This window comes from Burkholderia guangdongensis, from assembly GCF_013403875.1.
GTDB lineage: Bacteria > Pseudomonadota > Gammaproteobacteria > Burkholderiales > Burkholderiaceae > Burkholderia > Burkholderia guangdongensis.
In genome coordinates this window covers 96110-121769 of sequence record NZ_JACBNX010000027.1, presented here as the reverse complement: position 1 = coordinate 121769, position 25660 = coordinate 96110, and the positions used below count along the sequence as shown (strand labels likewise).

Genomic DNA, 25660 nt, shown 5'->3' with positions numbered 1-25660 from the left:
AACGTCGTTGCCAAGTGGACCGGCTCCCGGCACGATTGGAAAGGCGCGATGACGCAGTTTGCACTGCTTTACCCGGAGCGATTCAATATCGGAATCTGAGTCTCAACCCGCCTCACACACGAAATTCCGGATACCTCCGGGAACCGCGCCGAAAATGGGGCGCAACGCGACGCGTTCCGCCGGTCAACGCCGGTTACATTTTTCCGCAATCGTCGCATGCGCTCCGGCGGGCGACGTCATGCGACCCCGATCCATCCGAATCGCCATGACAGCCGGCGCGTCGCCGCGAGCAATTGCCGTGCGACGTCATTGTCGCAACTGCGTTCGAGGCTCCGCGACGACCCGATCACCGCGATCACGAGCCGCACGCTGCCCGTGTGATCGAGCACCGGCGCCGCCAGCGTCGCGATGCCCGGCACCGGCGCGTCGAACGCGTAGTCGATCCCTTCCTCGCGAATCCGCGTCAGCCGCGCGCGATAGGCATCGCCTGACAACGCGGCATCGCCCGCATCGTCGTCGGGCGACGCCGCGTCCGGCTGCCGCCCCGCGAGCCGCACCGTCTCGTCGCGCAGCAAGTCCGCGAGCACGTCGTCGGACAGATACGCGGCGAACAGGCGCCCGATCGCCGTATTGACGAGCGACATCACGGTGCCGACGCGCAGGCTCACGTGCTGCGGCCGCGCCGATTCCTCCAGCCGGATCACGGTCGGCCCGAGCGGCCCGAGCGTCGCGGTCGCGACGCTCAGGTCCGTCGCCGCCGCGAGCGCGACGATTTCCGGTTCCGCGTCGCGCGTCGGCGACACGCGCTGCATCGCGATCAGCCCCAATTCCTGCGCAAGCGGGCCCGCGTCGAAGCAGCCGGCCGCATCGCGGCTCAGCAGGCCAATCTTGATCAGGCTCACCAGATGCGGAAACGCCTTCGCGGCCGGCATGCCGGCCGCCGCCGCGAGATCGCGCAGCGGCAGCGCGCGGCCCGCCGACACCAGCGCGAGCAGCAGGTCACCGGTCGCGTCGAGCGCGTTGATTCCGCGCTGCGCCTTCGCGTCGTCCGCGAGTGCGGGCGGGGTGCGCGGCACGGCCGGTGCCGCCGAGGTCGACGCCACGGTCGACGTCAGGTCCGCATGGCCGCCGAGCGATTCGGTCGCCTGCCGCGCGGCGTCCTTCAGCGCGGTCGCGACCGGCCCGTCCCATCCGACGTCGATCGAGCCCGTCGACCCGATCGCGGTCAGCGCGAGTTGCAGCCGGCCGTCGGCATCGAACACCGGCACGCTGAGGCTGCTGACACCGGGGCTCGGCAGGTCGATGCTGCGCTCGATCCCGCGCCGGCGGATCTCGTCGATCCGGGCGCGCAGCCGCGCTTCGGCAGCGTGTGCGCCGCCGGCGCCGGCCGGCACGTCGCCCGCGTCGCATACGTCGCATACGTCGCATACGTCGCTCACGTCGCTCACGTCGCCTGCGCCGGCGAGCAAGCTGCCCGCACCCGCCTGGCTCGCCGCCATCGCGTCGAGTTGCGCGGGCTCCGCGAACGCGGCGAACACCCGTCCGGTCGCGGTCGTCTCCAGCGACATCACCGAGCCGACGTGCAGATTCACATGCAGCGGTGCGCCGCCGCGCTCGTAGCGGACGATCGTCGGCCCAAGCGCGCCAGGCACCGAAAGCGCGACGCTCTGGCCGATCGCGTCCGCGAGCCGCGCCGCGTGCGGCGCCGCCGCGCGAAACGCCGGTTGCCGCTCGATCGACATCAGCCCGAGCCGCAGCGCGAGCGGCCCCGGCTCGTAGTTGCCGGTGATCGCGTCGCGTTTCGCGAGCGCGAGGCGGGTCAGGCTCACCAGATACGTATGCGCTTGCGCGGTCGACAGTTCCGCGCCGGCCGCGAGTTCGCTGAGCCCGAGCGGCCGCCGCTGCCGCGCGAGCGCGTCGAGCAGCCTCCCGCCGACCTCAACACTCTGGATGCCGCGCTGCGCCTTCTGCGGCGCGGCGCGTTGCGCGCCGTCCGCGCGCGCTTCGTCGTTCTGCACTGCGTTCACCCGAAATCGAAACACCCGCATGGTATCCGACGCCATTTGGCACGCCGGCACGCGCGTTTACCCGTATTAGAAAATAACAAGTCAACTTGCCATTGACAAATTCTACGCGAAGGACGAAGATCCGGTCATCCCCCAACACATGGCTCGCAGCCACGGAACGGAACATGGCCAAAGCATTCGCATCCCAGGCGGACCTGGAAGAGAAGAAAGTCACCTGGACCCAGCTTTCCGAAAACGCGTACGCGTACACGGCCGAAGGCGACCCGAACTCGGGCGTGATCATCGGCGACGACAGCGTGCTGATCGTCGACACGACCGCGACGCCCGCGATGGCGCAGGATCTGATCGCGAAGATCCGCAGCGTCACCGACAAGCCGATCAAGCATGTCGTGCTGTCGCATTACCACGCGGTGCGCGTGCTCGGCGCGTCCGCGTATTTCGCGGAAGGCGCGCAGCACGTGATTGCGAGCCGCGGCACGTACGAGATGATCGTCGAGCGCGGCGAAGCCGACATGAAGTCGGAGATCGAGCGTTTCCCGCGCCTGTTTGCCGGCGTCGAGACGGTGCCGGGCCTGACCTGGCCGACGCTCGTGTTCGAGCGCGAGATCACGCTGTTCCTCGGCAAGCTCGAGGTGAAGATCATGCATCTCGGCTCGGGCCACACGAAGGGCGATACGATCGTCTGGCTGCCGTCGCAGAAGGTGCTGTTCTCGGGCGACCTCGTCGAATACGACGCCGCGTGCTATTGCGGCGACGCGCAGCTCGAACAGTGGCCGACGACGCTCGAGGCGCTGCGCGCGCTGAACGCGGACAAGCTCGTGCCCGGCCGCGGCCCGGCGCTGCTGAACCCGGCCGACGTGAACAAGGGCCTCGACTACACGAAGGATTTCGTGACGACGCTGCTCGCGCAGGGTCGCAAGGCGGTCGAGCAGAAGCTGGACCTGAAGGCCTCGATGGCGCTGACGCGCGAGGCGATGGATCCGAAGTTCGGCCACGTGTTCATCTACGAGCACTGCCTGCCGTTCGACGTGTCGCGCGCGTTCGACGAAGCGAGCGGCGTCACGCATCCGCGTATCTGGACCGCGCAGCGCGACAAGGAAATGTGGGACGCGCTGCAGGACTGAGCGTGAGTTGCGAGGCACGATGAGGCGTCCTTCCGGACGCCTCGTTAATTTTCATTTCCGATTCGGATGGATTGGCTGAGTGGCATTGCGCCCCGGATCAGGTGGCGTGATTCTTACCGCGCGGCTGCGTCTTTACGTTTCGCGCAGATGTACGCCCAGAGTCTTGTGATCGATGCATATTCAATGATGGCCATTGCCAAACTCACGATCAAGCCAAAGATCGCATCGAAAAGCTCAATATCGTGAAATCCAAAAAACACAGAGATCGCGAATGAGTAATGTTGGTTCCACGGTGGGAAAAACAGCAGAGGTGCGTAAACATACCTGATTGACAGAAAGAACAGACCGGCAAACATAAGAACCTTGATCGGGCTACGGGCAAGCGTTGCCATTTGCAATTACCTCGATCCAGCCGTAAGCGTTCAGGCCGGAACTTCGCGCCGGAATGGTGGTGGTGTGCAGAAGGGCGCGCCTTATGCGTTGGAAATCAGAATAAATTGGCAATGTGATGCAGCCGAGTGAGGCACCTCGACCGCCAGCAGGATGGAGCCGGAAATTTCCGCGCGCCGGTAACGTCTCCGGTCTTGTAATCGACTGGTAGATTCACGCCGTGACCAAATCCGATTACCTCAATACTCCCCTCGCGCCCCTGCACCGTAACGGAGCCTTTGATGTCTGCTCCGCCATCGTCCTTGAGCCACATATACACAGGAATTCCCATGCCAATTGATACCTCTTTGAGTGCTAACGGCATTATTCAGAAAAGGCGCTCGAATAGAATGTCGCCCTCGTCACACTGCCTCACTTCTGCACAATTGGCAATTGAGGGAAATCAAAGGATTTCCACATTAACAATTTTTGATGTTTTTTTATGAGGCACGGATCGCGAAGCGAGTCAATCGCGTTGACCGCTACTGCGCGTTCCGAGCTTTCGTCGCATTGACCGACCGCGACGCGACATCCCCATCCGACAGCGTCGCAAGAAACGCAGCGACGTCATCAATCTCACGCTCATTCCACGCCGGCTGCTCGCCGCGCTTGCGCGTCAGCGGCTCGTCGATCGTATCGACGTTGCCGCGCAGCGCGGTCGGCAGATCGTCGAACTTGGCGACCCGCCCGTGCGCGTCGGTCGGATACCACTTCTCCGGATCGGTGTCGCGCTGCACGTAGAACCGCAGCGCCTCTTTCAGCGTATGAAAGCGGCCATTGTGGAAGAACACGCGCCGCGTCGCGACGTTGCGCAGCGACGGCGTCTTGAACAGCCCGCAATTCTCCGAATCGCCCGACTGATCGTGGCGCATCGGCCCGCACAGCCCCATGTCATAAAAGCGCGGATCGGCATTCGCGTGCAGCTCGCGATTGCGCGGCACGCCGAGCGCCTCGAACGTGAAATCGGTAAAGAGCGGATGCGTGCCATTCACGCCGCGCTGGTCGATGTGGCACGACGCGCAGTTGCCGCGCTGCGGATCGTCGAACAGCTTCATCCCGCGCAATTCCTGCGCGGTCAGCGTCGCCTTGCCGTCGAGGTACGCGTCGAACTTGCTCGTGTACGGATGGAAGGTCGGATCGTCGAGCTCGAAACGCTCGATCGCGGTGCCCGCCTGCGCAAGCGCGCGCGTCGGGTCATCGAGCGCATGCTCACCGAACAGCGCGGTGAAGCGCGCCGCATACGGCGCGCGCTTCAGCTTCGCGACGACGTCGGCGGCGTTCCGGTTCGCCATCTCGTCGGGATTCAGCAGCGGGAACGTCGCCTGATCCCGCAGCCGATCGAAGCGGCCGTCCCACGTGAAGCCGCCGATCGGCGCGTTGTCGGTATCGGTCACGCGCTCCGCGAAGGTCGCGGCCTTCACGTGCGTCCAGACCGGCGTGCGGTTCAGCACGTAGCGCAGGCTCGGCACCGCGCGCGTGCCCTGATGCTTCAGATCGGGGCCGCCAAGCTGGGCCGCGAGCCCATTCGGCGGACCGTACGCGTGCGCGGGACTATGGCATGTCGCGCACGACATCCGGCCCGACGCGGACAGCGACGGATCGAAGAACATCAGCTTGCCGAGCGCGGCGAGGTCGGCGTTCGAAGGCGCGGCGTTCGAAGGCACGGCGTTCGACGCAGCCGTCTGCGAATAGGCCGCGGCCGCGGAAAAACCCAGCGCGGCAATACCAGCCATACCAGCAATACCAGCGAGCGCGGCTCCGGCCGCCGCTCGCCGCAACGAGAGAACAGTCATTCGATGGCGCGGAATCAAAGACTCGTGAAGATGTCCGTACCAAAGCCCTGCAACCCGGCCTGTCCCGCATAGCCGAGATGGCCGAGGCCGAAGATGTCCTCGACGCTCTTCAGCATCGCGTAGTGGTTGTACGGCACCGTCGACACCGTGCCCGGCTTGATGAACTTCGAGATCATCACCGCGCCGGTCCGGTCGCCGCCGAAGCTCTGCTTCGTCACGGTGATCGTCGTGCCCTTGTACGGGAGCGACGAGCTCTGCGGGAACGGCGCGAGGTTCGGCCCCGGCTGCTGGCTGCAGCAGGACGTGCCGGTGAACGCGAGCGTCGTGCCGCCGGCCCCCGCCGTCACGGACGCGTAGCTGCTCTCGTCGAAGTTGATGATCAACAGGCCGTCCTGCTGGAACGCCGGCGACGACGTGATAATCGGCACCCACTTCTGCAGGAACGCGTTGGCGCTCGTCAGGCCGCCGGGCTGGCCGTTCGCGCACGGCGCGTCGTGACCGTCATTGCACAGGTTCGGCGTGATCAGGTTGAAGTTCGCGGTCGTCGCGACCGATTGCAGATCGGTCTGCAGACGGTTCAGGTTGACGACGTTCTGCCCGCAGTCCGGCGAGTCGATGATCGAGTGGAAATACATGAACGGATCGTGGCGCGTCGCGTACTGGTCGCCCTGCGGCACCGCGGCGCTTGGCGCCTCGGCAATCTGCGTGAGGTCGGTCGAGTTCAGCGTCGGGTGCCCGCAGGTCGCCGCCTCGCGGCTCGGGTCGTTGCCCATGTCCTCTTCGTAGCCCTTCCACGTCAAACCGGCCGCCTTCAACTGATCGGGCAGCGTCTTCACCGACGCCGGATACACGCAGCCGGTGCCGATCGCCTGACCGTCCGGCGTCGTGCCGTTCAGCGTCATGTCCTGATAGGTCGGGCAGTCGTTGTCCGTGTCCGACGTCGGCGACTGGCCGCTGATCATCGAGATGTAGTTGTCGAGGCTCACGTGGCCGGTGCCGTAGTAGTTCTGGACCAGCGCGCCCTGCGACGCGAGCGTCTGCGCGAGATACGGTGCCTTCGTGCTTGCGCCGAACGTCGTCGCGTAGTTCTCGTTTTCGAGTGTGATCACGAACACGTGATGGATCTGCTGCTGCCCGGTCGTCTGCGTCGACGACGAGTTGCAGGCAGCAACGAAGAGCGTGGCGAGCGAGCCCACCAGCGCGATCAACAGCGCGCGGAACCAGAGACGGGAGGTCATGTTTTTTCTTTTGGGGTTTGGAGCTTTAGGTCCGATGAATCTAGCACACGGGATTGGCCAGTGTCTGCGCCGAATGGCTTAGGTGGAAACGCCAAGTGGAAATGCGGACTCGCGGCGCACAAAAGAAAAGCGCGTGAACCTCGCCGCGGTTTGCGGCGAGGTTCACGCGCATGCGTCTGGCCGATCGAGCGGGGTGCTCAGGCCTCGACGTCGGCGAGACTGAAGATCTCGGTCTTGTCGTTGTATGAGAACACTTCGCCGTAGCGGCCCCAGTCGATCACCGCGTCGAGCGTCTCCTCGGCCGCGCCGTCGGACAGGGAATCCTCGAGCTCCTGCTCGAAGCGCACGCGCGGCGCGCGATGGCCCGGCCGCTCGTTCAGCACCTTCTTGATCCGCGCGGCGAGCGGCACGTGCTGCAGCAGGTGGTCGGCGAACATCATCTTGCGCTCCTGCGTGCCGAACTCGGCGAACACGCGCGCGGGCGGCGTCAGGAACACGTCGCCTTCGCGCACGTCCGCGAAGCCGAGGTGCTGCAGCATTTCGGCGATCGGGAACAGATCGTCGACTTCCAGATGCAGCGAGCGCGCGATTTCCGGCATGTCCGCGCGGCCGTGATAAGGCGCCGCCGCGAGCGTCTCGATCAAGCCGGCCATCAGGTTGGTCGACACGCGCGGCAGCCAGCTGCCGAGGTCGAGCCCCTTCTTCGTCGCCTCGCCGGTCTGGCGCGCGGTCATCTTCGCGTAGATGTCGTCGACGAGCTTGCGGAACGACGGATCGAGACGATTGCGCGGATGCTTGAACGGTACCTTGATCTCGGCGATCACGCGGCCCGGGTTCGACGACAGCACCAGAATCCGGTCGCACATGAACACCGCTTCCTCGATGTTGTGCGTGACGATCAGCACCGACTTGATCGGCATCCGGCCCTGCGTCCACAGATCGAGCAGGTCGGTGCGCAGCGTCTCGGCGGTCAGCACGTCGAGCGCGGAGAACGGTTCGTCCATCAGCAGGATCGTCGGATCGACGACGAGCGCGCGCGCGAAGCCGACGCGCTGCCGCATCCCGCCCGACAGCTCGCGCGGATACGCGTTCTCGAAACCGTCGAGGCCGATCAGGTCGATCGCCGCGAGCGCGCGCTGGCGGCGCTCGTTCGCGCCGACGCCGAGCGCCTCGAGGCCGGCTTCCACGTTCTGCAGCACCGTGAGCCACGGAAACAGCGCGAACGTCTGGAACACCATCGCGACGCCTTCGGCCGGGCCGTCGAGCGGCTGGCCGCGATACGCGACGTCGCCGCTGGTCGGCTCGATCAGCCCGGCGATGATCCGCAACAGCGTCGATTTGCCGGAGCCCGAGCGGCCGAGCAGGCCGACGATCTCGCCTTCGCGCAGCGACAGGTTCGCATCGTCGAGCACGAGCAGCTCGCCCTGGCTTTTGTTGAAGCCGCGGCACACGTGATCGACACGCAGGATTTCTTCACCCAGGCGCGGCGGCGCCTGAACGGGAGCGGCGGTCTTCGCCAACGTATTCGAATTTTGCATCGCGTTTACTCTCAATCGAGCCGGAGCTTGGATTCCGCATAGGCGTACAGCGGACGCCACAGCAGGCGGTTGAACAACGTGACGAACAGGGACATCACCGCGATGCCCAGGATGATTTTCGGGAAGTCGCCGGCGGCGGTCGTCTGCGCGATATACGCGCCGAGGCCGTGCGCGACGACCTTCGTGTCGCCCCACTGCACGAACTCGGACACGATGCTCGCGTTCCATGCGCCGCCCGACGCGGTGATCGCGCCCGTCACGTAGTACGGGAAGATGCCCGGCAGCATCGCCTGCTTCCACCATTGCCAGCCGCGGATGCGGAAGTTCTTCGCGGCTTCCTTGTAATCGTTCGGATACGACGTCGCGCCGGCGATCACGTTGAACAGGATGTACCACTGCGTGCCGAGCACGATCAGCGGCGACAGCCAGATGTCCGGGTTCAGGTGGAACTTGACGATCACGATCACGAACACCGGGAACAGCAGGTTCGCCGGGAACGCGGCGAGGAACTGCGCGAGCGGCTGGATCTTCTCGGCGAGCGCGGGGCGCAGGCCGATCAGCACGCCGAGCGGCACCCAGATCACGGATGCGATCGCGATCAGCAGCATCACGCGCAGCAGCGTGATCAGGCCGAGCACGAGCACGTGGCCGACTTCGTCGAGCGTCACGCCGGTCGACACGTAGCTGACGACGCGCCACACGACGTACGCGGTCAGCAGGATCACGAGAATTCCCCAGACGATGTCGCCGACGCGCGTCGACTTGCGGCTCGTCGTGCCGCGACCGGCCGGCAGCTTGATCGCCGGCACGCGCATCGGCACGCGCGCGGCCTGCGCGAGCAGCCAGCCGGCCGGCACGAGCAGCTGATGGATCAGCCGCGTGCGGCGCAGCATGTCGAGCAGCCACGATTCGGGCGCGTCGCCCGAGCTCGTGTTCTCCATCCGGAACTTGTCGGCCCATGCGACGAGCGGGCGGAACAGCAGCTGGTCGTACGCGAGAATCACGACCGTCATCGCGAGGATCACCCAGCCGATCGCGCCGATGTTCTTGTCGGAAATCGCCTGCGACAGGTACGCGCCGATGCCGGGCAGCGTGATCGTGTTGTTGCCGACCGTGATCGCCTCCGACGCGACGACGAAGAACCAGCCGCCGGACATCGACATCATCATGTTCCAGATCAGGCCCGGCATCGAGAACGGCACTTCGAGCTTCCAGAAGCGCTGCCACGCGGTCAGGTGAAAGCCGCGCGACACCTCGTCGAGATCGCGCGGCACCGTGCGCAGCGACTGATAGAAGCTGAACGTCATGTTCCATGCCTGGCTCGTCCAGATCGCGAAGATCGCGGCGAGCTCCGCGCCGAGCACGCGCCCCGGAAACAGCGACAGGAAGAACGTGACGGTGAACGAGATGTAGCCGAGCACCGGCACCGACTGCAGGATGTCGAGGATCGGGACCAGCACCATCCCCGCGCGGCGGCTCTTCGCGGCGAGCGTGCCGTAGACCAGCGTGAACGCGAGCGACGCGACCATCGCGGCGAGCATCCGCAGCGTCGTGCGCAACGCGTACTCGGGCAGCATCGACGGCGCGAGCGAGATCGCCTCGGTCTTCAGCGTCGACATCGGCGCGAGCGTCTGATGAAAGCCGATCGCCGCCATCGCGATCAGGCAGATGATCAGCGGGAACGACACGAAATCCCAGCGGTTCGGCAGCACGCGCCAAGCCGATGCGTTCGCGGTGCGATTCGGATTGAAGAAACTGATATCCATCGGGAACGTTCTCTGGCGATAGGAAAGGGGAGGCGGCGCGGCGCGTTCAGAAGATCATGTGCAGCAGCCAGTACAGGCCCGCGGACAGCGCGATCGACGCGGGCAGCGTCAGCACCCACGCGAGCACCAGATTGCGCACGGTGTCCCAGCGCAGGCCCGAGCCGTTGGCCGTCATCGTGCCGGCGACGCCGGACGTGAGCACGTGGGTCGTCGACACCGGCAGCCCGTACATGTCCGCCATCCCGATCGTCAGCATCGCGACCGCCTCGGCCGACGCACCCTGGCCGTAGGTCAGATGATCCTTGCCGATCTTCTCGCCGACCGTCACGACGATCCGCTTCCAGCCGACCATCGTGCCGAGACCGAGCGCGATCGCGACCGCGACCTTCACCCAGGTCGGGATGAACTTCGTCGCGTGATCCATCTGCTTGCGCAGCGCGTCGAGCGCGCTTTCGTCCTCGGCGGAGAACGCCGGCGCCTTCGCTTTTTCCATCAGGCGGATCGCTTCGGACGCGACGTACATGTTGTTGCGCACGTTGTCGACGTTGTTCTGCGGCACCGCCGAGATCGAGCCGGCTTGCGCGACCTGATCGGCGATCGTGTCGCTGAGCTTCTGCAGCGCGGGCACCGTCGCGGGCGTCATCGTGTGCGTGCGGACGTACGCTTCGACGTCGCCGCGCGGGTCGGCGGACTGCACGGCCGGATCGCCGTACTTCGCGAGCGTGACCGACGCATGGCGCGCGACCGCGACGAACGTGCCGGTCTGGTCGGGCGTGACCGCCTTGTTCAGCGCGTAGGCGGTCGGCATCACGCCGATCAGGATCAGCATGATGAGGCCCATCCCTTTCTGGCCGTCGTTCGAGCCGTGCGCGAACGACACGCCGGTGCAGGTCAGGATCAGCAGCGCGCGAATCCAGAACGGCGGCGGCTTGTTGCCCTTCGGCTCCTTATAGAGCGCCGGCACGCGCACGACCGCCTTCAGCACGACGAGCAGCAGCGCGGACAGCAGGAAGCCGACGATCGGCGAGAACAGCAGCGCCTTGCCGACGCCGAGCGCCTGGTTCCAGTCGACGCCGCTCGTCGCGGCCGCGCCGCTGACGAACTGGTTCATCACGCCGACGCCGATGATCGAGCCGACGAGCGTGTGCGAGCTCGACGACGGCAGCCCGAGATACCAGGTCGCGAGGTTCCAGACGACGGCCGCGATCAGCAGCGCGAAGACCATCGCGAAGCCGGCGCCGCTGCCGACCTGCAGGATCAGCTCGACGGGCAGAAGCTGCAGGATGCCGAACGCGACGGCGCCGCTCGACACGAGCACGCCGAGCAGATTCCACAACCCGGACCAGACGACCGCGAGATGCGGATCGAGCGAGTGCGTGTAGATGACGGTCGCGACCGCGTTCGCGGTGTCGTGGAAGCCGTTCACGAATTCGAAGCCGAGTGCGATCAGCAGCGCGACACAGAGCAGCACGAACGGCAGGACGGAGCTTTCGTTGATCGGGCGGAGGTCGGCGGACAGATGAACCGCGATGTAGACGATCCCGCACGCAATGATCAGAAGAAACAGCGCGAAGCTGATGGTGCGCGTGCGGCTGGCTGCGCCGCTCGCGCTCGTTGCCGTGAGGTTCGGCATGTCGATGCTCCTGGGGTGTGGTCTCGTGTGGCTTAGGGACGGAGCCTAACGGGCGGCAGTGTCATCAATGTGACACGCAAATTACCGTCCATTAATTCGTCATCTTCGGCCGCGGGTCAGTAGGTGTCGGGCACGTGCATGTGCTCCGGCACCGGATGACGGATGTAGTCCTCGTGATGCACGCGCGCGGGCAGCACGACTTCGGGGCGCTCGACCTCGTGGTACGGCATCTGGCTGAGCAGGTGATGGATGCAGTTCAGGCGCGCCTTTTTCTTGTCGTCCGCGCCGACGACCCACCACGGCGATTCGGGAATATGCGTCCGTTCGAGCATCTCCTCCTTCGCCGCCGTATATGCCTCCCAGCGCCGCCGGCTTTCGAGGTCCATCGGGCTCAGCTTCCACTGCTTCAGCGGATCGTCGATGCGGCCCTGGAAGCGCGCTTCCTGCTCGTTGTCCGATACCGAGAACCAGTACTTGAGGATCTGGATGCCGCTGCGCGCGAGCATCTTCTCGAACTCGGGCACCGAGCGGAAGAATTCCTCGTATTCGTCGTCGGAGCAGAAGCCCATCACGCGCTCGACGCCCGCGCGGTTGTACCAGCTCCGGTCGAACAGCACGATCTCGCCGGCGGCCGGCAGATGCGCGACGTAGCGCTGGAAATACCATTGCGTGCGCTCGCGGGTCGACGGCGCGGGCAGCGCGGCGACGCGGCACACGCGCGGATTCAGCCGCTGCGTGATCCGCTTGATGACACCGCCCTTGCCGGCCGCGTCGCGGCCTTCGAAGATCACGACGAGCCGGTGCCCGGTATCGACGATCCAGTCCTGCAGCTTCACGAGCTCGCCCTGCAGGCGCAGCAACTCGCGGAAATAGCGGTGGCGGCTCGCGCGCCAGTCGGGATCGTCGGCGAGGCCGGATTCGAAGCGGCGGTCGTCGAGTTCCAGCTCGAATTCTTCATCGATCGTGTCGATGAGATCGGCATGCAGACGGCGCTCGCGTTCGAGCTCGGCCATTGCGTCGTCGTGTTGATGAATGTTGTCCATTGCGTACCTGTTCGTACCTGTTGTTCCGGTGTGACGGTTCTCGTGTGGTGGGCAGGCGCGTGGCCCGGGCGCCGATCGGACGGGCGTCCGCGTCAATGGTGCGTTCAGGTTCGTGTCGGGAACGTGTCAGGTTGGACGGCGATTGATTGCGAATTATTTCGGTTGATTGCGGCGTCTCGCGTTCAGCGCGTGACGAACGGCGCCGCCGCGCCCGGCGGCGCGCTGCGCGCGTGCCTGCGCTGGCGCAGCAGCGCGACCCGGCAGTTTTCTCGGGCGGTTTCGCGGCCGTCGTCGTCGAGCAGCACGAGGTCGCCGCGCATCACGTTGAACGTGATCACGTCGCCGGGCTGGTCGGCGAGCGTTTCCGGTGTGTGGATCGAGCCGGCCGGTTCGAGCACGGTCGAGCCGGCATGCGCGACCCAGTCGTATTCGCGGTAGCGCCATGCGCCCTGCAATGTGTAGACGAATACGCGGCCTTCGTGGCGATGCCGCGGCAGCGGGCGGCCGGCCGGCATACGCAGCAGCGCGGTCAGCGTGTCTTCGGCCGCGTCGATGTGCAGGTACTTGATCGCGAGGCCCGGCAGGTCGGCGTGCATCGGCAGCCAGGGGAGCGCGTCGTCGGGGAGGCAGGCGATGGGGGGGAGAGCGGACATGTCGAAAGGCGGGTGGTGTGGGACCGAGTAGTCGTGGAGTTGCGTTGGGTGATCAAGTTTACCAATGTGACAGGTTCGTGCCGACGAAATCGGCGAGTCGATGATCGTGCGGATGGATATCGGGCGATTTGCTTTCAAAATCCTTCCGTCGAAGCCTTGATGAATGTACCAATTTTGGTACAATTCGTGTCTGAGTCACATCGGGCTGCGGTTTATGGCGAAACAACAAGAAACTGAAGCGGTCAGGCTGGAAGTCAGGTTCTTCCAGACGACAACGGGAAAGGAGCCAGCAAAGGAATGGCTCAAGACGCTTGAGGGGCCGGATACGAGGAAGATCGACGCGGACACGATGGTTCTGCTGCACGGGTTCATCAAGAAGTCACAGTCGACTCCGCAGGATGACATCGATACCGCGAAATATCGTATGAAGCTGGTCAAGGCGGAACGCTGATCGGCAGAGCCCGCGCCGCTTGCAGCGCGCGACGGGCAAACAGGCAGCAGCAAACGCAGTAGCGCAATGGAGTGCGATATGCAACGCAAAAATAATAAGCACATCGGAAGTGATTTCGACAGTTTCCTCGAGGAGGAAGGTCTTCTCGAGGAAGTAACCGCAATTGCGATCAAGCGCGTCATCGCATGGCAGATCGAGCAGGCGATGAAGGCGCAGAAAATCACCAAAACGGAGATGGCGGCTCGCATGAAGACGAGCCGCGCGGCGCTCAATCGCTTGCTCGACGAAACTGATACGAGCCTGACGCTCACGACTCTGGCAAGCGCTGCAGCCGCACTCGGCATGCAGTTGCATTTCGGTCTGGAAGGCATGATGCCCGACGCGCCGGGAAGCGATGAAGCGGACGAGCAAAAAAGCCGCGCATCGACCAAGGCGCCGACGCGCCGGAAAGGACCGTCCGCATCCGCATCCGAAGACGTAAAGGCGGTCATTGCGCGGATCAAGAAGGTCAAATTGCCGCCGACTCAATCCAAGGAAATCGAAACGATCGTGACGGAATTCGTGTTGAGCCTGGGCGCCTCCACCCAAAACCGGGATCGCAGCAGGAGGTTGCCCGTCGACGCGCATTGAGATCGGCGCACCGGCCGTGCCGGTCTCCAGCCTCTATCCGCCGGTCGCCGCGACTGCCTCCCCCCCCGCATGCGCGTCCTCCAGACACGCCTGAAACAGCAGCGCCGCCCGCGACGGCCGCGGCGAGCGCCTGAGCAGGCTGACGAACCGGCACGCGTAATGAAACCGCTCCGGCGCGATCGGCTGCATCAGCCCCTTTCGCTCGAAACTCTCCGCATAGTGATCGGGCAGAAACCCGAGATACCGCCCCGACAGGATCAGCGTCGCCATCGCTTCCTGATCGAACGCGGTCGCGCTGCGCGTGAGCTTCGCGCGATGGCTCAGCTCCATGTTGGGCGAATGAAAGCCGAGCCCGACGAACGCATGCTTGCGGATCGCGCTCCACGTGAGCTTGCCGTGCGGCCGGTCGAACAGCGGATGCTGCGCGCCGCAGTACAGCAGCATCCGCTCGTCGAACAGATCCGCGTATACGAGACTGCCCGAGTTGCGATGCACCGGGATGATCCCGACCTGATAACTGCCGTCGATGACCCCGCGCTCGACCTCGTTGATCGACGCGACGTGCAGATTCAGCACGACGTCCGGCGCCTCGTCCGCGAACCGGCGGATTGCGTCGCCGAGCCGCGCGCGCGGGTTCGTCGCGGTCTTGTCGAACACCGCGATATGCAGTTCGCCGCCCATCCGGTCGTGAATCCCGTCGATCCGGCTCCTGAACGCCTCCATCGACGCGAGCAGCCGCAGTGTCTCCTCGTAGACGGTCTGCCCCTCGGGCGTCAGCGTGAAGCCCGCGCGGCCGCGCCGGCACAGCACGAGGCCGAGGCGCGTCTCGAGATCCTTCACGTGCCGGCTGATCGTCGAGATTCCGATGTTCAGCTCCAGTTCGGCCGCCGCCATCCCGCCGCATTGCACGACGCCCTTGAAGACCCGCAGCAGCCGCAGATCCATGTCGCTCAACTGCCCGAGCAGCGCGCGACTCTTCGGTTTCTTTGCTTGCATGGTTGCGCAAGTGAATATTGATATTGCGATATTCAAAAGACTAATCGGCCACTCGACAATGCGCAACATCATCACCGAGGAGGGGCGCGCCGCGCCGATGACATGACCGTTCAGACCGCACCGCAGCAACAACAGGAAGACACCGCCGTGCGCACCGATGCCGCGTGGCTCGACGCGCACTGGATGCCGTTCACCGCCAACCGGCAGTTCAAGGCCGATCCGCGCATGATCGTGTCCGCGAAGGACGCGTATTACACGGATGCCGAGGGCCGCAAGATTTTCGACGGGCTGTCGGGCCTCTGGTGCACGGGTCTCGGGCATGGCCGCACCGAGATTGTCGAAGCGGTCAGCCGCCAGATCGCGCAGCTCGACTACGCGCCGGCGTTCCAGTTCGGCCATCCGAAGTCGTTCGAGCTCGCGAACAAGATCAAGGCACTGACGCCGGCCGGCCTCGACTATGTGTTCTTCACCGGCTCCGGCTCGGAATCGGCGGACACGTCGCTGAAGATGGCCCGCGCGTACTGGCGCGCGAAGGGCAAGGGCACGAAGACCCGCCTGATCGGCCGCGAGAAGGGTTACCACGGCGTGAACTTCGGCGGGATCTCGGTCGGCGGGATCGGCGCGAACCGCAAGCTGTTCGGCCACGCGGTCGACGCGGACTTCCTGCCGCACACGCAGATCGCCGCGAACGCGTTCACGCGCGGCATGCCCGAGAACGGCGCCGACCTCGCGGACCGCCTGCTCGACCTGATCGCGCTGCACGACGCGTCGAACATCGCCGCGGTGATCGTCGAGCCGTTCGCAGGCTCGGCCGGCGTGATCATTCCGCCGAAGGGCTATCTGCAGCGTCTGCGCGAGATCTGCACCGCGCACGACATCCTGCTGATTTTCGACGAGGTGATCACCGGCTTCGGGCGCGCGGGCGCGATGACGGGCGCCGAGGCGTTCGGCGTGACGCCGGACATCCTGAACTTCGCGAAGCAGGTGACGAACGGCACGCAGCCGCTCGGCGGCGTGATCGCGACGAAGGAGATCTACGACACGTTCATGGCGGCCGGCGGCCCCGACTACATGCTCGAGTTCCCGCACGGCTACACGTATTCCGCGCATCCGGTCGCGTGCGCGGCCGGCGTCGCGGCGCTCGACCTGCTGGTGAAGGACGACGCGATCGGCCGTGTGCGCGAGCTCGCACCGCACTTCGAGGCGGCCGTGCACGGGCTGAAGGGCCAGCGCCATATCGCCGACATCCGCAACTACGGCCTCGCGGCGGGTATCACGATCGCCGCGCTGCCGGGCGAGCCGGCGCGCCGCCCGTACGAAATCGCGATGCGCTGCTGGGCGAAGGGCTTCTACGTGCGCTACGGCGGCGATACGATCCAGCTTGCGCCGCCGTTCATCTCGGAGAAGCGCGAAATCGACAACCTGGTCAACGCGCTGTCCGACGCGCTGAACGAAGTGGACTGATCCGCGCGTATCCTCGCGCGGGCGACGGCCCGTTCCCGATATCCGAATTCACGAAAGATCACAGGAAGCATCCGAACCATGAAACACGACAGCAACGTCACCTCCACCATCGGCCACCTGATCGACGGCAAGCGCGTCGAAGGCGGCACCCGCGTGCAGCCGGTGTTCGATCCGGCGACCGGCGCGTCGACCAAGAGCGTCGCGCTCGCCGACCAGTCGACCGTCGCAGCGGCGGTCGCATCCGCGAAGGCCGCGTTCCCCGCATGGCGCAACACGCCGCCGCTGAAGCGCGCGCGCGTGATGAGCCGCTTCAAGACGCTGCTCGAGGAGCACGCGGACGAGCTGTGCGCGCTGATCACCGCCGAGCACGGCAAGGTGCTCGCCGACGCGATGGGCGAACTGCAGCGCGGGATCGAGAACGTCGAGTACGCGAGCTACGTGACCGAACTGCTGAAGGGCGAGCACAGCCGGAACGTCGGCCCGTCGATCGATTCGTGGAGCGAGTATCAGGCGCTCGGCGTCGTCTCGGGGATCACGCCGTTCAACTTCCCGGTGATGGTGTCGCTGTGGATGTGGCCGATGGCCGTCGCATGCGGCAACACGTTCGTGCTGAAGCCGTCGGAGCGCACGCCGTCGTCGACGCTGCGGATGGCCGAACTCGCGCTCGAAGCGGGCCTGCCGCCGGGCGTGCTGAACGTCGTGAACGGCGACAAGGAAGCGGTCGACGCGATCCTGACCGCGCCGGACGTGAAGGCGGTGAGCTTCGTCGGCTCGACGCCGATCGCCGAATACATCTACACGACCGGCTGCGCGCACGGCAAGCGCGTGCAGGCGCTCGGCGGCGCGAAGAACTTCGCGGTCGTGATGCCGGACGCGGACATCGGCAACGCGGTGAACGCGCTGATGGGCGCGGCGTACGGCTCGTGCGGCGAGCGCTGCATGGCGGTGCCGCTCGTCGTCGCGATCGGCGATGAGACTGCCGACAAGGTCGTCGAAGGGCTCAAGGCCGAGATCGCGAAGATGAAGGTCGGCCCGGGCACCGGCGAAGGCGTCGACATGGGCCCGCTCGTCACGAAGCAGCACTTCGAGAAGGTCACGGGCTTCGTCGACGCCGGCGTTGCGGCGGGCGCGACGCTCGTCGTCGACGGCCGCGGCATGAAGATCGACGGCCACGAGGACGGTTATTACCTCGGCCCGTGCCTGTTCGACAACGTGAAGCCGGGCATGCCGATCTATCAGCACGAGATCTTCGGGCCGGTGCTCGGTGTGATCCGCGTGAAGTCGCTCGACGACGCGATGGCGCTGATCGACGCGCACGAGTACGGCAACGGCACGTGCCTGTTCACGCGCGACGGCGAGGCCGCGCGCTATTTCAGCGATCACATCCAGGTCGGGATGGTCGGCATCAACGTGCCGCTGCCGGTGCCGGTCGCGTATCACTCGTTCGGCGGCTGGAAGCGTTCGCTGTTCGGCGATCTGCACGCGTACGGCCCGGACGCGGTGCGTTTCTACACGAAGCGCAAGACGATCACGCAGCGCTGGCCGTCGGCCGGCGTGCGTGAAGGCACGATGTTCAGCTTCCCGTCGAATCGCTGACGAACGAAGCGAGCGGGGCCGGGCGCCGTGCAGTGCGCCCGGTCTTCGCTCGTCTCTCGCACCCGACGGCCGCGATCGCGAAGTCGAGGCCGGAATGGACCGCACTCGTCCACACCGGCGAGTAGAGGGCGGTCACCAGCAGCCCGAACAACAGCGCGCCGCGCACGGTCAACGCGGCGGCTGCCGCGCGACGTTCGGCGATATGATGCGTCACATTGCTCGACGCTCGACGCTCGACGCTCGACGCTCGCAGCGGCACGGCTTTCGCGTCGCCGCCTCCATCGTCCTCCCACTCGAAGCCAGGATCGCCCATGAACGTCGTCAACGCGCTGCTTCGCGGCCGCGAAGGTCTGCATACGATCGCTATCGAAGCGGGCGACATCTCCCGGATCGACCCACAACCCGGCCCGCTTGCCGCCCGGCCCGACGACGTCGATGCCGGCGGCCGCCTCACGATCGCGCCGCTGGTCGAGCCGCACATTCACCTCGACGCGGTGCTGACCGCCGGCGAGCCCGAATGGAACATGAGCGGCACGTTGTTCGAGGGGATCGAGCGCTGGGCGCAGCGCAAGGCGACGATCACGCACGCCGACACGAAGGCCCGCGCGCACGCGGCGATCGGCATGCTGCGGGATCACGGGATCCAGCACGTGCGCACGCACGTCGACGTGACGGATCCGTCGCTCGCGGCATTGCAGGCGATGCTCGAAGTGCGGGAGGAGGCGCGCGCGCTGATCGACCTGCAGATCGTCGCGTTCCCGCAGGAGGGAATCGAATCGTTCGACGGCGGCCGCACGCTGATGGCACGCGCGATCGAGATGGGCGCCGACGTCGTCGGCGGGATTCCGCATTTCGAGAACACGCGCGAGCAGGGCGTCAGCTCGATCCACTTCCTGATGGATCTCGCGGAGCGCACCGGCTGCCTCGTCGATGTGCATTGCGACGAGACCGACGATCCGCATTCGCGCTTTCTCGAGGTGCTCGCCGAGCAGGCGCGCGTGCGCGGGATGGGCGCGCGCGTCACCGCGAGCCACACGACCGCGATGGGTTCGTACGACAACGCGTACTGCTCGAAGCTGTTCCGGCTGCTGAAGCGCTCCGGAATCAGCTTCATCTCGTGCCCGACCGAGAGCATCCATCTGCAGGGGCGCTTCGACACGTTCCCGAAGCGGCGCGGGCTCACGCGCGTCGCGGAGCTCGATCGCGCGGGCATCAACGTATGCTTCGGGCAGGATTCGATCCGCGATCCGTGGTATCCGCTCGGCAACGGCAACATCCTGCGCGTGCTCGACGCCGGGCTGCACATCTGCCACATGATGGGCTACGACGATCTGCAACGCTGCCTCGATTTCGTGACCGACCATAGCGCGAGGACGATGCATCTCGGCGAGCGCTACGGGATCGACGTCGGCCGGCCGGCGAACCTGATCGTGCTCGACGCGGACGGCGACTACGACGCACTGCGCCGGCAGGCGAAGCCGCTCGTGTCGATCCGCGGCGGCGCGGTGATCATGCGGCGCGAGCCGGAGCGGATCAGCTACCTGGACGCGCCGCGCTGACGTCTGCTCGCCTGCCTACCCATCCACCGCGCGCCGTCGCTCAATGCGCCGGCGCGTCGACCAGCGTATTCAGGAACGCCTCGATGTCGCGGATGTCCTGCGCGCTCATCGCGGGCGCGTCGCCGGGCTTGCGGTCGAACGGCGCGTCGGTGAAGTCGATGTTCGCGCGGTACTTCGGCGGAATGTCGTCGAACGCGTCGATCTTGCCGTCCGGGCCGCGCGGATAGAATTTCTGCGGCGCGATGTTGCGCTCGTTGTAGAACGCCATCACCTGATCGAGCGTATGGAACACGCCGTTGTGGAAGAACACATGGCGCGTTGCCGCGTTGCGCAGCGTCGGCGTCAGGAACATCCCGCAATACTGCGTCTGGTCCTTCAGATCCTGCCGGAACGGGCCGCAGATGCCGAGATCGTGGAACGACGGATCGCGGTTCGCCGCGAGCGCGCGATTGCGCGGCGCGCCGAGCGCCTCGTACTGGTAGTCGGTGAACATCGGCGGCAGCCCGTCCGCGCCGGGCTTCGACAGATGGCAACCCGCACAGTTGGCCTTCTTCGGATCGTTGAACAGCCGCAGCCCACGCAACTCGGCGCGCGTGAGATTCGCGCGCCCCTCGAGCCAGCGGTCGTACTTGCTGTCGTATGGATGGAACGACGGATCCTCGACCTGATAGCGCGCGATCGCGAACATCGCCTCGGCGACGGCCATCCGCACGTCGTCGAAGATCCGCGCGCCGAACAGTTGCCGGAACGCGTCGCGATACGGCGCGCGGTCCAGCTTCTTCGCAACCTCGCCGACGCTCGCGTTCGCCATCTCGACCGGGTTCAGCAGCGGGCCGAACGCCTGCTGCTGCAACGTGTCCGCGCGGCCGTCCCAGAACAGGCCGCCCTGTGGGACGAGCTGCGGCGCGGCGGCGGTGCCCGCAACCTTCTGCTCCTTCACGACGCCGGCCGCCGACGCGGCCTGCTGCGCGACGCTCGCGGCATCGTCGTTCTCCGACGCATCGGGGCCGATGCTGAAGTTCGGCTGCCGGTACAGATACATCAGCGACGGCGGCGGCCGGTAGCCCTGCTGCGTCATCGCGAGCCCGCCCGGCTGCGCGGCGAGACCGTTCGGCGGACCGTACGCGCGATCGGGGCTATGGCACGACGCGCACGACTGGCGGCCCGACGCGGACAGCGACGGATCGGCGAACAGCGCGCGCCCGAGCTGCGCGACCGCGCTGAGCGGCGCGACGGGCGGCCGCTTCAGCACGACCGGATGCGGATTCGCGCCGGTCAGGTTCTCGACGCGATCGCCGATCGCGGCCGGAACGTGCGCGGGGAACGCGAGCGCGAACGCCGCGTAGCCGGCGAGCGCCGCGCACGCGGTCAGCACGGTGCGGCGGATCGAATGCGCGCGGCGCGGGGCGGCGGTGCGGGCAAGCGTGGAAGCGGGAGCCGGAGTGGACACGGTCATGCTGGTATCGTGAAACGAACGCCCGATGGCGATCAGTTCGCCGGCGGCGTGCTGACCTGCGTGCCGAGCGTCGGGTCGAGATAAAGCGCCGCGGTGTTCGGTTTCGCGCTGAAGTCGAACAGGTTGCGCAGGTCGCCCGCGCTCGCGTCGAACGAGCCGCCGCCTAGACGCTGGCTGCCCAGCCAGTTGTCCTCGATGAAGCGCGTGACCGACGTCTGATTCAGCATCGTGTGATCGACATAGTTCTGCTTCGCCCACGGCGAGATCACGACGAGCGGAATCCGGATGCCCGGCCCGCAGCGGCCGTTGACCGGCTGGCCGTTCACGCCGGCCAGCGCGGCGCCGCTGCCGCACACCCCATTGCCGTTCAGCTGGTCGACCGCGTCGAACGACGCGCTCGTCGGCTGCGCGTACACGTGGTCGTACCAGCCGTCCGAGTCGTCATACGTGACGATCACCGCGGTGTTCTGCCAGTCGGGCTGCTGCTGCAGGAAGTTCACGACCTTCGTGACGAACGCCTGCTCGTCGAGCGGATCCGAGTAGCCGGCGTGCGCGTCCTGCGCGGCCGGCGCCTTCAGGAAGCTGACCGACGGGAAGTTGCCGGCCTTGACCGCCGCGAAGAAGTCGTCGGTGTCGTACTGGTGGTTCGCGGGCTCGGCCGTCTTGCCATCGGCCTCGACGCTCGAGCCGATCGCGGCGACCGCGCTCGGCCGCGTGTGCAGCGGGTTCGACGTCGACTTGTAGTACTGGAACCAGTTGTGGTGTGGAATGTAGTCGGCGGTCGCGGCGTTCACCGCGGTCGCGATGGTGCTGCGCTGGCAGCCGGTCGTGCCGTTGCCGTTGACCGTCGACAGGTTGAAGCCGCCCATGAAGCCGCCCCACGTGACGTTCGCGGCGTTCAGCAGATCGCCGATGTTCTTGCCGGACATCATCGCCTGGTCGGTCGTGCTCGAGCACGTGTCGTAGCCCGGATCGACGTCGTTGATCATCGTGAGGCCGCCCTTGCCGTCATTGATGTAGTACGACGTCGCGGCCAGCGTCGACGGCGCCTTCGACGTCTTCACGATCTGCATCCCGTTCGTCTGGCCGCTGACGAGGTTCAGCGCGCCCGGCGTGGACGGGCCGTAGTTCGACGTGTACGTGTTGTCGCTCATCGCGAAGCGCTGCGCGTAGTTCCACAGCGCGGTCACGGTGTTGCCGTCGAAGTAGCCCATCACCTGGCCCTTCGTGCCGAACGCGCCGGCGCCGCCGGCGGTGCCCTTGCCGGTGTATTTCGGGAACAGGTCGGCGAGGCCGTTGTCCTCGGCCTGCTGTTCGGCCGTGTACGCGTGGTTCTGGTCGGCGGTCGCGGCCTGCGTGCGGTCGAGGCGGAACGGATTCGCGGCGTCGGTGCCGTTCGCGGTGTTCGTGAAGTTCGGGTTCGCGGTGAGCAGCGAGCCGGACAGCCCGTTCACGGCGGGCGTGCCGGTCGCGCCCTTGAACGCGGGTTCGCCCGACGGGTTCGTCGCGTTCGGGTAGGTCGCGAAGTAGTGGTCGAACGACACGTTCTCGCCGTAGATCACGACGACGTGCTTGATCGGCGTGGCGGTTTGCAGCGCGTCCTGCGCGGACACCGGCGCGGGCGTCGAGATGTCGTTGCCGCCGCACGCGAAAAGCGCGATCGCGGCGCCGGCACAGGCGGTGACGAGCAAGGCTTGGCGAAGCATCGTAGAGACTCCAGGGGTGTTTCGGCGGCCCCGGCGGCGCGCCGGGGCAGGATTCGACCGAACGCGGAACCGGTTCGGCGAGCACGCGCATTGAAACAGGGCCGTATGAAGCTGTGGAGTCGGAATGCTTTCCGTTGGATTACGAATCGATATCGGGGAGAGGGCGGGACGCCGCGAGCGCGCGGGCGCGGCAGCAGACACGCCGGCCGCGCCCGCGACGAGCAGGGATCACTTCGGCGCGTCTTCGTGTTCCTGCAGCACGCGCCACAGCACCTTGCCGCTCGCGCTCTTCGGCAGCGCGTCGACGAATTCGACGGTGCGCGGGATCTTGTAGACGGCCATGTTCTCGCGGCACCAGTCGATGATCTGCTGCTCGGTCGTATCCAGGTGAGTGGGGCGCAGCACGACGACGGCCTTCACCGATTCGCCGCGATACGGATCCTTCATCGAAATCACGCACGCTTCCTGGATCGCGGGGTGCTTGAACATCAGCAGCTCGACCTCGGCCGGCCACACCTTGTAGCCGCTCGCGTTGATCATCCGCTTCAGGCGATCGGTGATGAAGAAGTAGCCGTCTTCGTCCATCTTGCCCATGTCGCCGGTCCGGAAGAAGCGCTTGCCTTCGAACTCGACGAACGATGCGGCGGTCGCGTCGGGCCGTTTCCAGTAGCCCTCGAATACCTCGGGCCCGTGCGTGATGATCTCGCCCGATTCGCCGACGGGAAGCTCCCGCAGCGTGTCGGGGTCGACGACCCGGGAGTCGGAGCCGATGAACGGAATGCCGAGGCACTGCTGTTTCGGCCGCTGCAGCGGATTCGAATGCGACGGCGCGGCGGTTTCGGTCAGCCCGTAGCCTTCGATGTAGTTCAGCCCGTATTGATCCAGCAGCCGCTGTGCGATCGCCTGCGGCATCGCGGCGCCGCCGCCGCCGATATAGGCGAGGCTGCTGAGGTCGAAGCTCGCGAAATTCGGGCTCGCGAGCAGATCGATCACCATCGTCGGAATGTTGGTCCACGTGGTGATCTTGCGGCGCGAGATCAGCCGCCCCGCCATGTCGCGATCCCAGCGCGGCATGATGACCAGCGCGGCCGACGCGACGATCAGCGCGTGCATCACCGCGACGATGCCGGTGATGTGGAACATCGGCACGACCACCAGCGCGACGCTCTCCGGATGAACCTGTCCCCAGATCATGCCGCTGAGCGCGTTGTGCATCAGGCTCGAGTGGTGATGGACGCAGCCTTTCGGCAGGCCGGTCGTGCCGCTCGTGTACGGCAGGAGCGCCATGTCGTGCGCGCCCACGGTGTGCTCGGGCGGCGTGTGGCCGGCGGACAGCGCGTCGGCCCACGCGATCGCCTGGCCGCCGTCCAGCGCGGGCAGCGGATGGCGCGTGAGCAGCCAGTCGCGCCAGCCGGGCACCGGCGCCTCGTCGCCGGTCGCGTTCGCATCGAACGCGTCGGTGAACTGGGTGACGATCAGATGCGAGAGCCGTTGCCCGTCGGGCAGCGCGTTGCTGGCGCTCGCGAGTTCGGGGGCCAGGTCGCCGGTGGTGATCGCGACCTTCGCGTCCGAATCGCTGATGTAGTGCTTGATCTCCTCGGCCTTGTTCATCGGGTTGACCGGCACGACCACCGCATTCGCGCGCAGGATCGCGAAATGGGCGGCCACGAGCTGCGGGCAGTTCTGCATGTCCAGCAGCACGCGATCGCCGCGGCCGACGCCGAGCGCGTGAAGCGCGCCGGCCAGCGCCTCCACCTGGCGGGCGAGCTCGCCGTACGTCATCTCGCTGCCGAGGAACGCAATGGCGAGCTTGTCGGGGTAGCGCTCGGCGCTGGTCTTCAGGTTGTGCCACATCGACGTGGCCGGCATCGTGAGGGTCCGCGGCAGGCCCTTGGGCCAGAAGCGAAAGTGCGGGCGATCGTGCTCGAGCTCCAAGGCGTGTCTCCTGTTTTGTGGTCCGGCAAAGGACAGAGCGTAGCGAGTGCGTTCTGCTGCTGCGAGGTTCTATTTTGACGGATATCAGGTTATTTGGGGACACCCGCGCGCGCGTCACGCTTCGAGCGGCATCGCGCACGTGCACTTGATTTCGTCGAGGCACACGCTCGAATGTACGCCGCTCACGCCGGGGATGCGCATCAGGGTTTCGAGCAGGAACGTCGACAGCCCCTTCAGATCGCGCGCGACGACCTTCAGCACATAGTCGATGTCGCCCGTCACCGAGAAGCATTCCTGGATCTGCGCGAGATCGGACACGAGCTTCTGGAACTTCGACAGGTCGCGGATGTGCCCGCGCTCCATCGTCACGTGCACGAACGCGGTGACGCCGAAGCCGAGCGTATCGGCGTTCAGGCGCGTCTCGTAGCGCCGGATCGCGCCGATCTCCTCGAGCCGCCGGTGGCGGCGCAGCGTCTGCGCGGGCGACAGCCCGACCCCCTTCGCGAGCTCGAGGTTCGACGCGCGCCCGTTTTCCTGCAACAGCGCGAGAAGATGCCGATCGATGCGGTCGAGAACCGGTTCAGGCATCTTTATTTCCTCATCTGTCTCCTGGATGCAATCTT

The 25660-nt window shown here is 66.1% G+C and carries 21 protein-coding genes and 2 pseudogenes; 6 read left to right on the top strand and 17 right to left on the bottom strand.

Annotated features, from left to right (window positions below):
* Nucleotides 1-236: 236 nt before the first annotated feature.
* On the bottom strand, nucleotides 237-2018 hold the full coding sequence (locus HZI36_RS23265; RefSeq protein WP_343050526.1) for an IclR family transcriptional regulator: 1782 nt from the start codon (nucleotides 2016-2018) through the stop codon (nucleotides 237-239).
* 173 nt (nucleotides 2019-2191) lie between these two features.
* On the opposite strand from HZI36_RS23265, the gene HZI36_RS23260 reads away from it, so the two are divergent.
* Nucleotides 2192-3151 carry an MBL fold metallo-hydrolase gene (locus HZI36_RS23260; RefSeq protein WP_179405024.1) on the top strand — a complete coding sequence of 320 codons (960 nt, stop codon included), beginning with the start codon at nucleotides 2192-2194 and terminating at the stop codon, nucleotides 3149-3151.
* Between the two features lie 113 nt (nucleotides 3152-3264).
* Here HZI36_RS23260 and HZI36_RS23255 read toward each other — a convergent pair whose 3' ends face one another.
* The 10 genes and pseudogenes from HZI36_RS23255 to HZI36_RS23215 form a co-directional block, all read right to left on the bottom strand.
* Nucleotides 3265-3543, bottom strand: a complete 279-nt coding sequence (locus HZI36_RS23255) for a hypothetical protein (protein WP_179405023.1) — start codon at nucleotides 3541-3543, stop codon at nucleotides 3265-3267.
* Complete coding sequence (locus HZI36_RS27080; RefSeq protein ID WP_425485290.1) at nucleotides 3524-3661, bottom strand: hypothetical protein; 138 nt, start codon at nucleotides 3659-3661, stop codon at nucleotides 3524-3526. Before HZI36_RS27080 ends, HZI36_RS23255 begins: the two co-directional genes overlap by 20 nt.
* 49 nt (nucleotides 3662-3710) lie before the next feature.
* Nucleotides 3711-3872: pseudogene (locus HZI36_RS23250) on the bottom strand (type VI secretion system tube protein Hcp); the annotation flags it as partial.
* 190 nt (nucleotides 3873-4062) lie between these two features.
* On the bottom strand, nucleotides 4063-5313 hold the full coding sequence (locus HZI36_RS23245) for a cytochrome-c peroxidase (RefSeq protein WP_179405021.1): 1251 nt from the start codon (nucleotides 5311-5313) through the stop codon (nucleotides 4063-4065).
* A 74-nt stretch (nucleotides 5314-5387) separates the two neighbouring features.
* On the bottom strand, nucleotides 5388-6611 hold the full coding sequence (locus tag HZI36_RS23240; protein ID WP_179405020.1) for an alkaline phosphatase family protein: 1224 nt from the start codon (nucleotides 6609-6611) through the stop codon (nucleotides 5388-5390).
* A gap of 197 nt (nucleotides 6612-6808) precedes the next feature.
* Complete coding sequence (locus HZI36_RS23235) at nucleotides 6809-8149, bottom strand: ABC transporter ATP-binding protein (protein WP_179405019.1); 1341 nt, start codon at nucleotides 8147-8149, stop codon at nucleotides 6809-6811.
* An 11-nt stretch (nucleotides 8150-8160) separates the two neighbouring features.
* Nucleotides 8161-9915 (bottom strand): ABC transporter permease, encoded by a 1755-nt coding sequence (locus HZI36_RS23230; protein ID WP_179405018.1) that lies wholly within the window; start codon nucleotides 9913-9915, stop codon nucleotides 8161-8163.
* A 46-nt stretch (nucleotides 9916-9961) separates the two neighbouring features.
* On the bottom strand, nucleotides 9962-11548 hold the full coding sequence (locus tag HZI36_RS23225) for an inorganic phosphate transporter (RefSeq protein WP_179405017.1): 1587 nt from the start codon (nucleotides 11546-11548) through the stop codon (nucleotides 9962-9964).
* 116 nt (nucleotides 11549-11664) lie between these two features.
* The gene (ppk2, locus tag HZI36_RS23220) at nucleotides 11665-12591 is read right to left on the bottom strand and encodes a polyphosphate kinase 2 (protein ID WP_179405016.1); all 927 of its coding nucleotides are present in this window, start codon (nucleotides 12589-12591) and stop codon (nucleotides 11665-11667) included.
* Between the two features lie 182 nt (nucleotides 12592-12773).
* Nucleotides 12774-13244, bottom strand: a complete 471-nt coding sequence (locus tag HZI36_RS23215) for a 2,4'-dihydroxyacetophenone dioxygenase family protein (RefSeq protein WP_179405015.1) — start codon at nucleotides 13242-13244, stop codon at nucleotides 12774-12776.
* Nucleotides 13245-13458: 214 nt separating this feature from the next.
* Between HZI36_RS23215 and HZI36_RS23210 the strand changes: the two genes are divergently transcribed.
* Together HZI36_RS23210 and HZI36_RS23205 are read left to right on the top strand one after the other, a co-directional pair.
* Nucleotides 13459-13695 carry a type II toxin-antitoxin system RelE/ParE family toxin gene (locus HZI36_RS23210; protein WP_179405014.1) on the top strand — a complete coding sequence of 79 codons (237 nt, stop codon included), beginning with the start codon at nucleotides 13459-13461 and terminating at the stop codon, nucleotides 13693-13695.
* A 78-nt stretch (nucleotides 13696-13773) separates the two neighbouring features.
* Nucleotides 13774-14058, top strand: a pseudogene (locus HZI36_RS23205) (helix-turn-helix domain-containing protein); the annotation flags it as partial.
* Nucleotides 14059-14358: 300 nt separating this feature from the next.
* On the opposite strand, the gene HZI36_RS23200 reads toward HZI36_RS23205, so the two are convergent.
* Nucleotides 14359-15321, bottom strand: coding sequence for a LysR family transcriptional regulator (locus HZI36_RS23200; RefSeq protein ID WP_179405013.1), 963 nt, complete (start codon nucleotides 15319-15321; stop codon nucleotides 14359-14361).
* Nucleotides 15322-15423: 102 nt separating this feature from the next.
* On the opposite strand from HZI36_RS23200, the gene aptA reads away from it, so the two are divergent.
* Nucleotides 15424-16785, top strand: coding sequence for an omega-aminotransferase AptA (gene aptA / locus HZI36_RS23195; RefSeq protein WP_179405012.1), 1362 nt, complete (start codon nucleotides 15424-15426; stop codon nucleotides 16783-16785).
* Nucleotides 16786-16863: 78 nt separating this feature from the next.
* Entirely contained in the window at nucleotides 16864-18381 is a 1518-nt protein-coding gene (locus HZI36_RS23190) for a CoA-acylating methylmalonate-semialdehyde dehydrogenase (RefSeq protein ID WP_179405011.1), read from the top strand.
* On the opposite strand, the gene HZI36_RS23185 is transcribed toward HZI36_RS23190, so the two are convergent.
* Nucleotides 18359-18706, bottom strand: coding sequence for a hypothetical protein (locus tag HZI36_RS23185; RefSeq protein WP_179404939.1), 348 nt, complete (start codon nucleotides 18704-18706; stop codon nucleotides 18359-18361). The genes HZI36_RS23190 and HZI36_RS23185 overlap by 23 nt on opposite strands.
* Here HZI36_RS23185 and codA point away from each other — a divergent pair.
* Complete coding sequence (gene codA / locus HZI36_RS23180; protein ID WP_179405010.1) at nucleotides 18693-19940, top strand: cytosine deaminase; 1248 nt, start codon at nucleotides 18693-18695, stop codon at nucleotides 19938-19940. The two genes, HZI36_RS23185 and codA, sit on opposite strands and share 14 nt — an antisense overlap.
* 40 nt (nucleotides 19941-19980) lie before the next feature.
* On the opposite strand, the gene HZI36_RS23175 is transcribed toward codA, so the two are convergent.
* The 4 genes from HZI36_RS23175 to HZI36_RS23160 form a co-directional block, all read right to left on the bottom strand.
* Complete coding sequence (locus HZI36_RS23175; protein WP_179405009.1) at nucleotides 19981-21396, bottom strand: cytochrome-c peroxidase; 1416 nt, start codon at nucleotides 21394-21396, stop codon at nucleotides 19981-19983.
* Between the two features lie 32 nt (nucleotides 21397-21428).
* The gene (locus HZI36_RS23170) at nucleotides 21429-23102 is read right to left on the bottom strand and encodes a phospholipase C (RefSeq protein ID WP_179405008.1); all 1674 of its coding nucleotides are present in this window, start codon (nucleotides 23100-23102) and stop codon (nucleotides 21429-21431) included.
* A gap of 228 nt (nucleotides 23103-23330) precedes the next feature.
* On the bottom strand, nucleotides 23331-25037 hold the full coding sequence (locus HZI36_RS23165; protein ID WP_179405007.1) for a long-chain fatty acid--CoA ligase: 1707 nt from the start codon (nucleotides 25035-25037) through the stop codon (nucleotides 23331-23333).
* A gap of 114 nt (nucleotides 25038-25151) precedes the next feature.
* The gene (locus HZI36_RS23160; RefSeq protein WP_179405006.1) at nucleotides 25152-25625 is read right to left on the bottom strand and encodes an Lrp/AsnC family transcriptional regulator; all 474 of its coding nucleotides are present in this window, start codon (nucleotides 25623-25625) and stop codon (nucleotides 25152-25154) included.
* Between the last annotated feature and the right edge of the window lie 35 nt (nucleotides 25626-25660).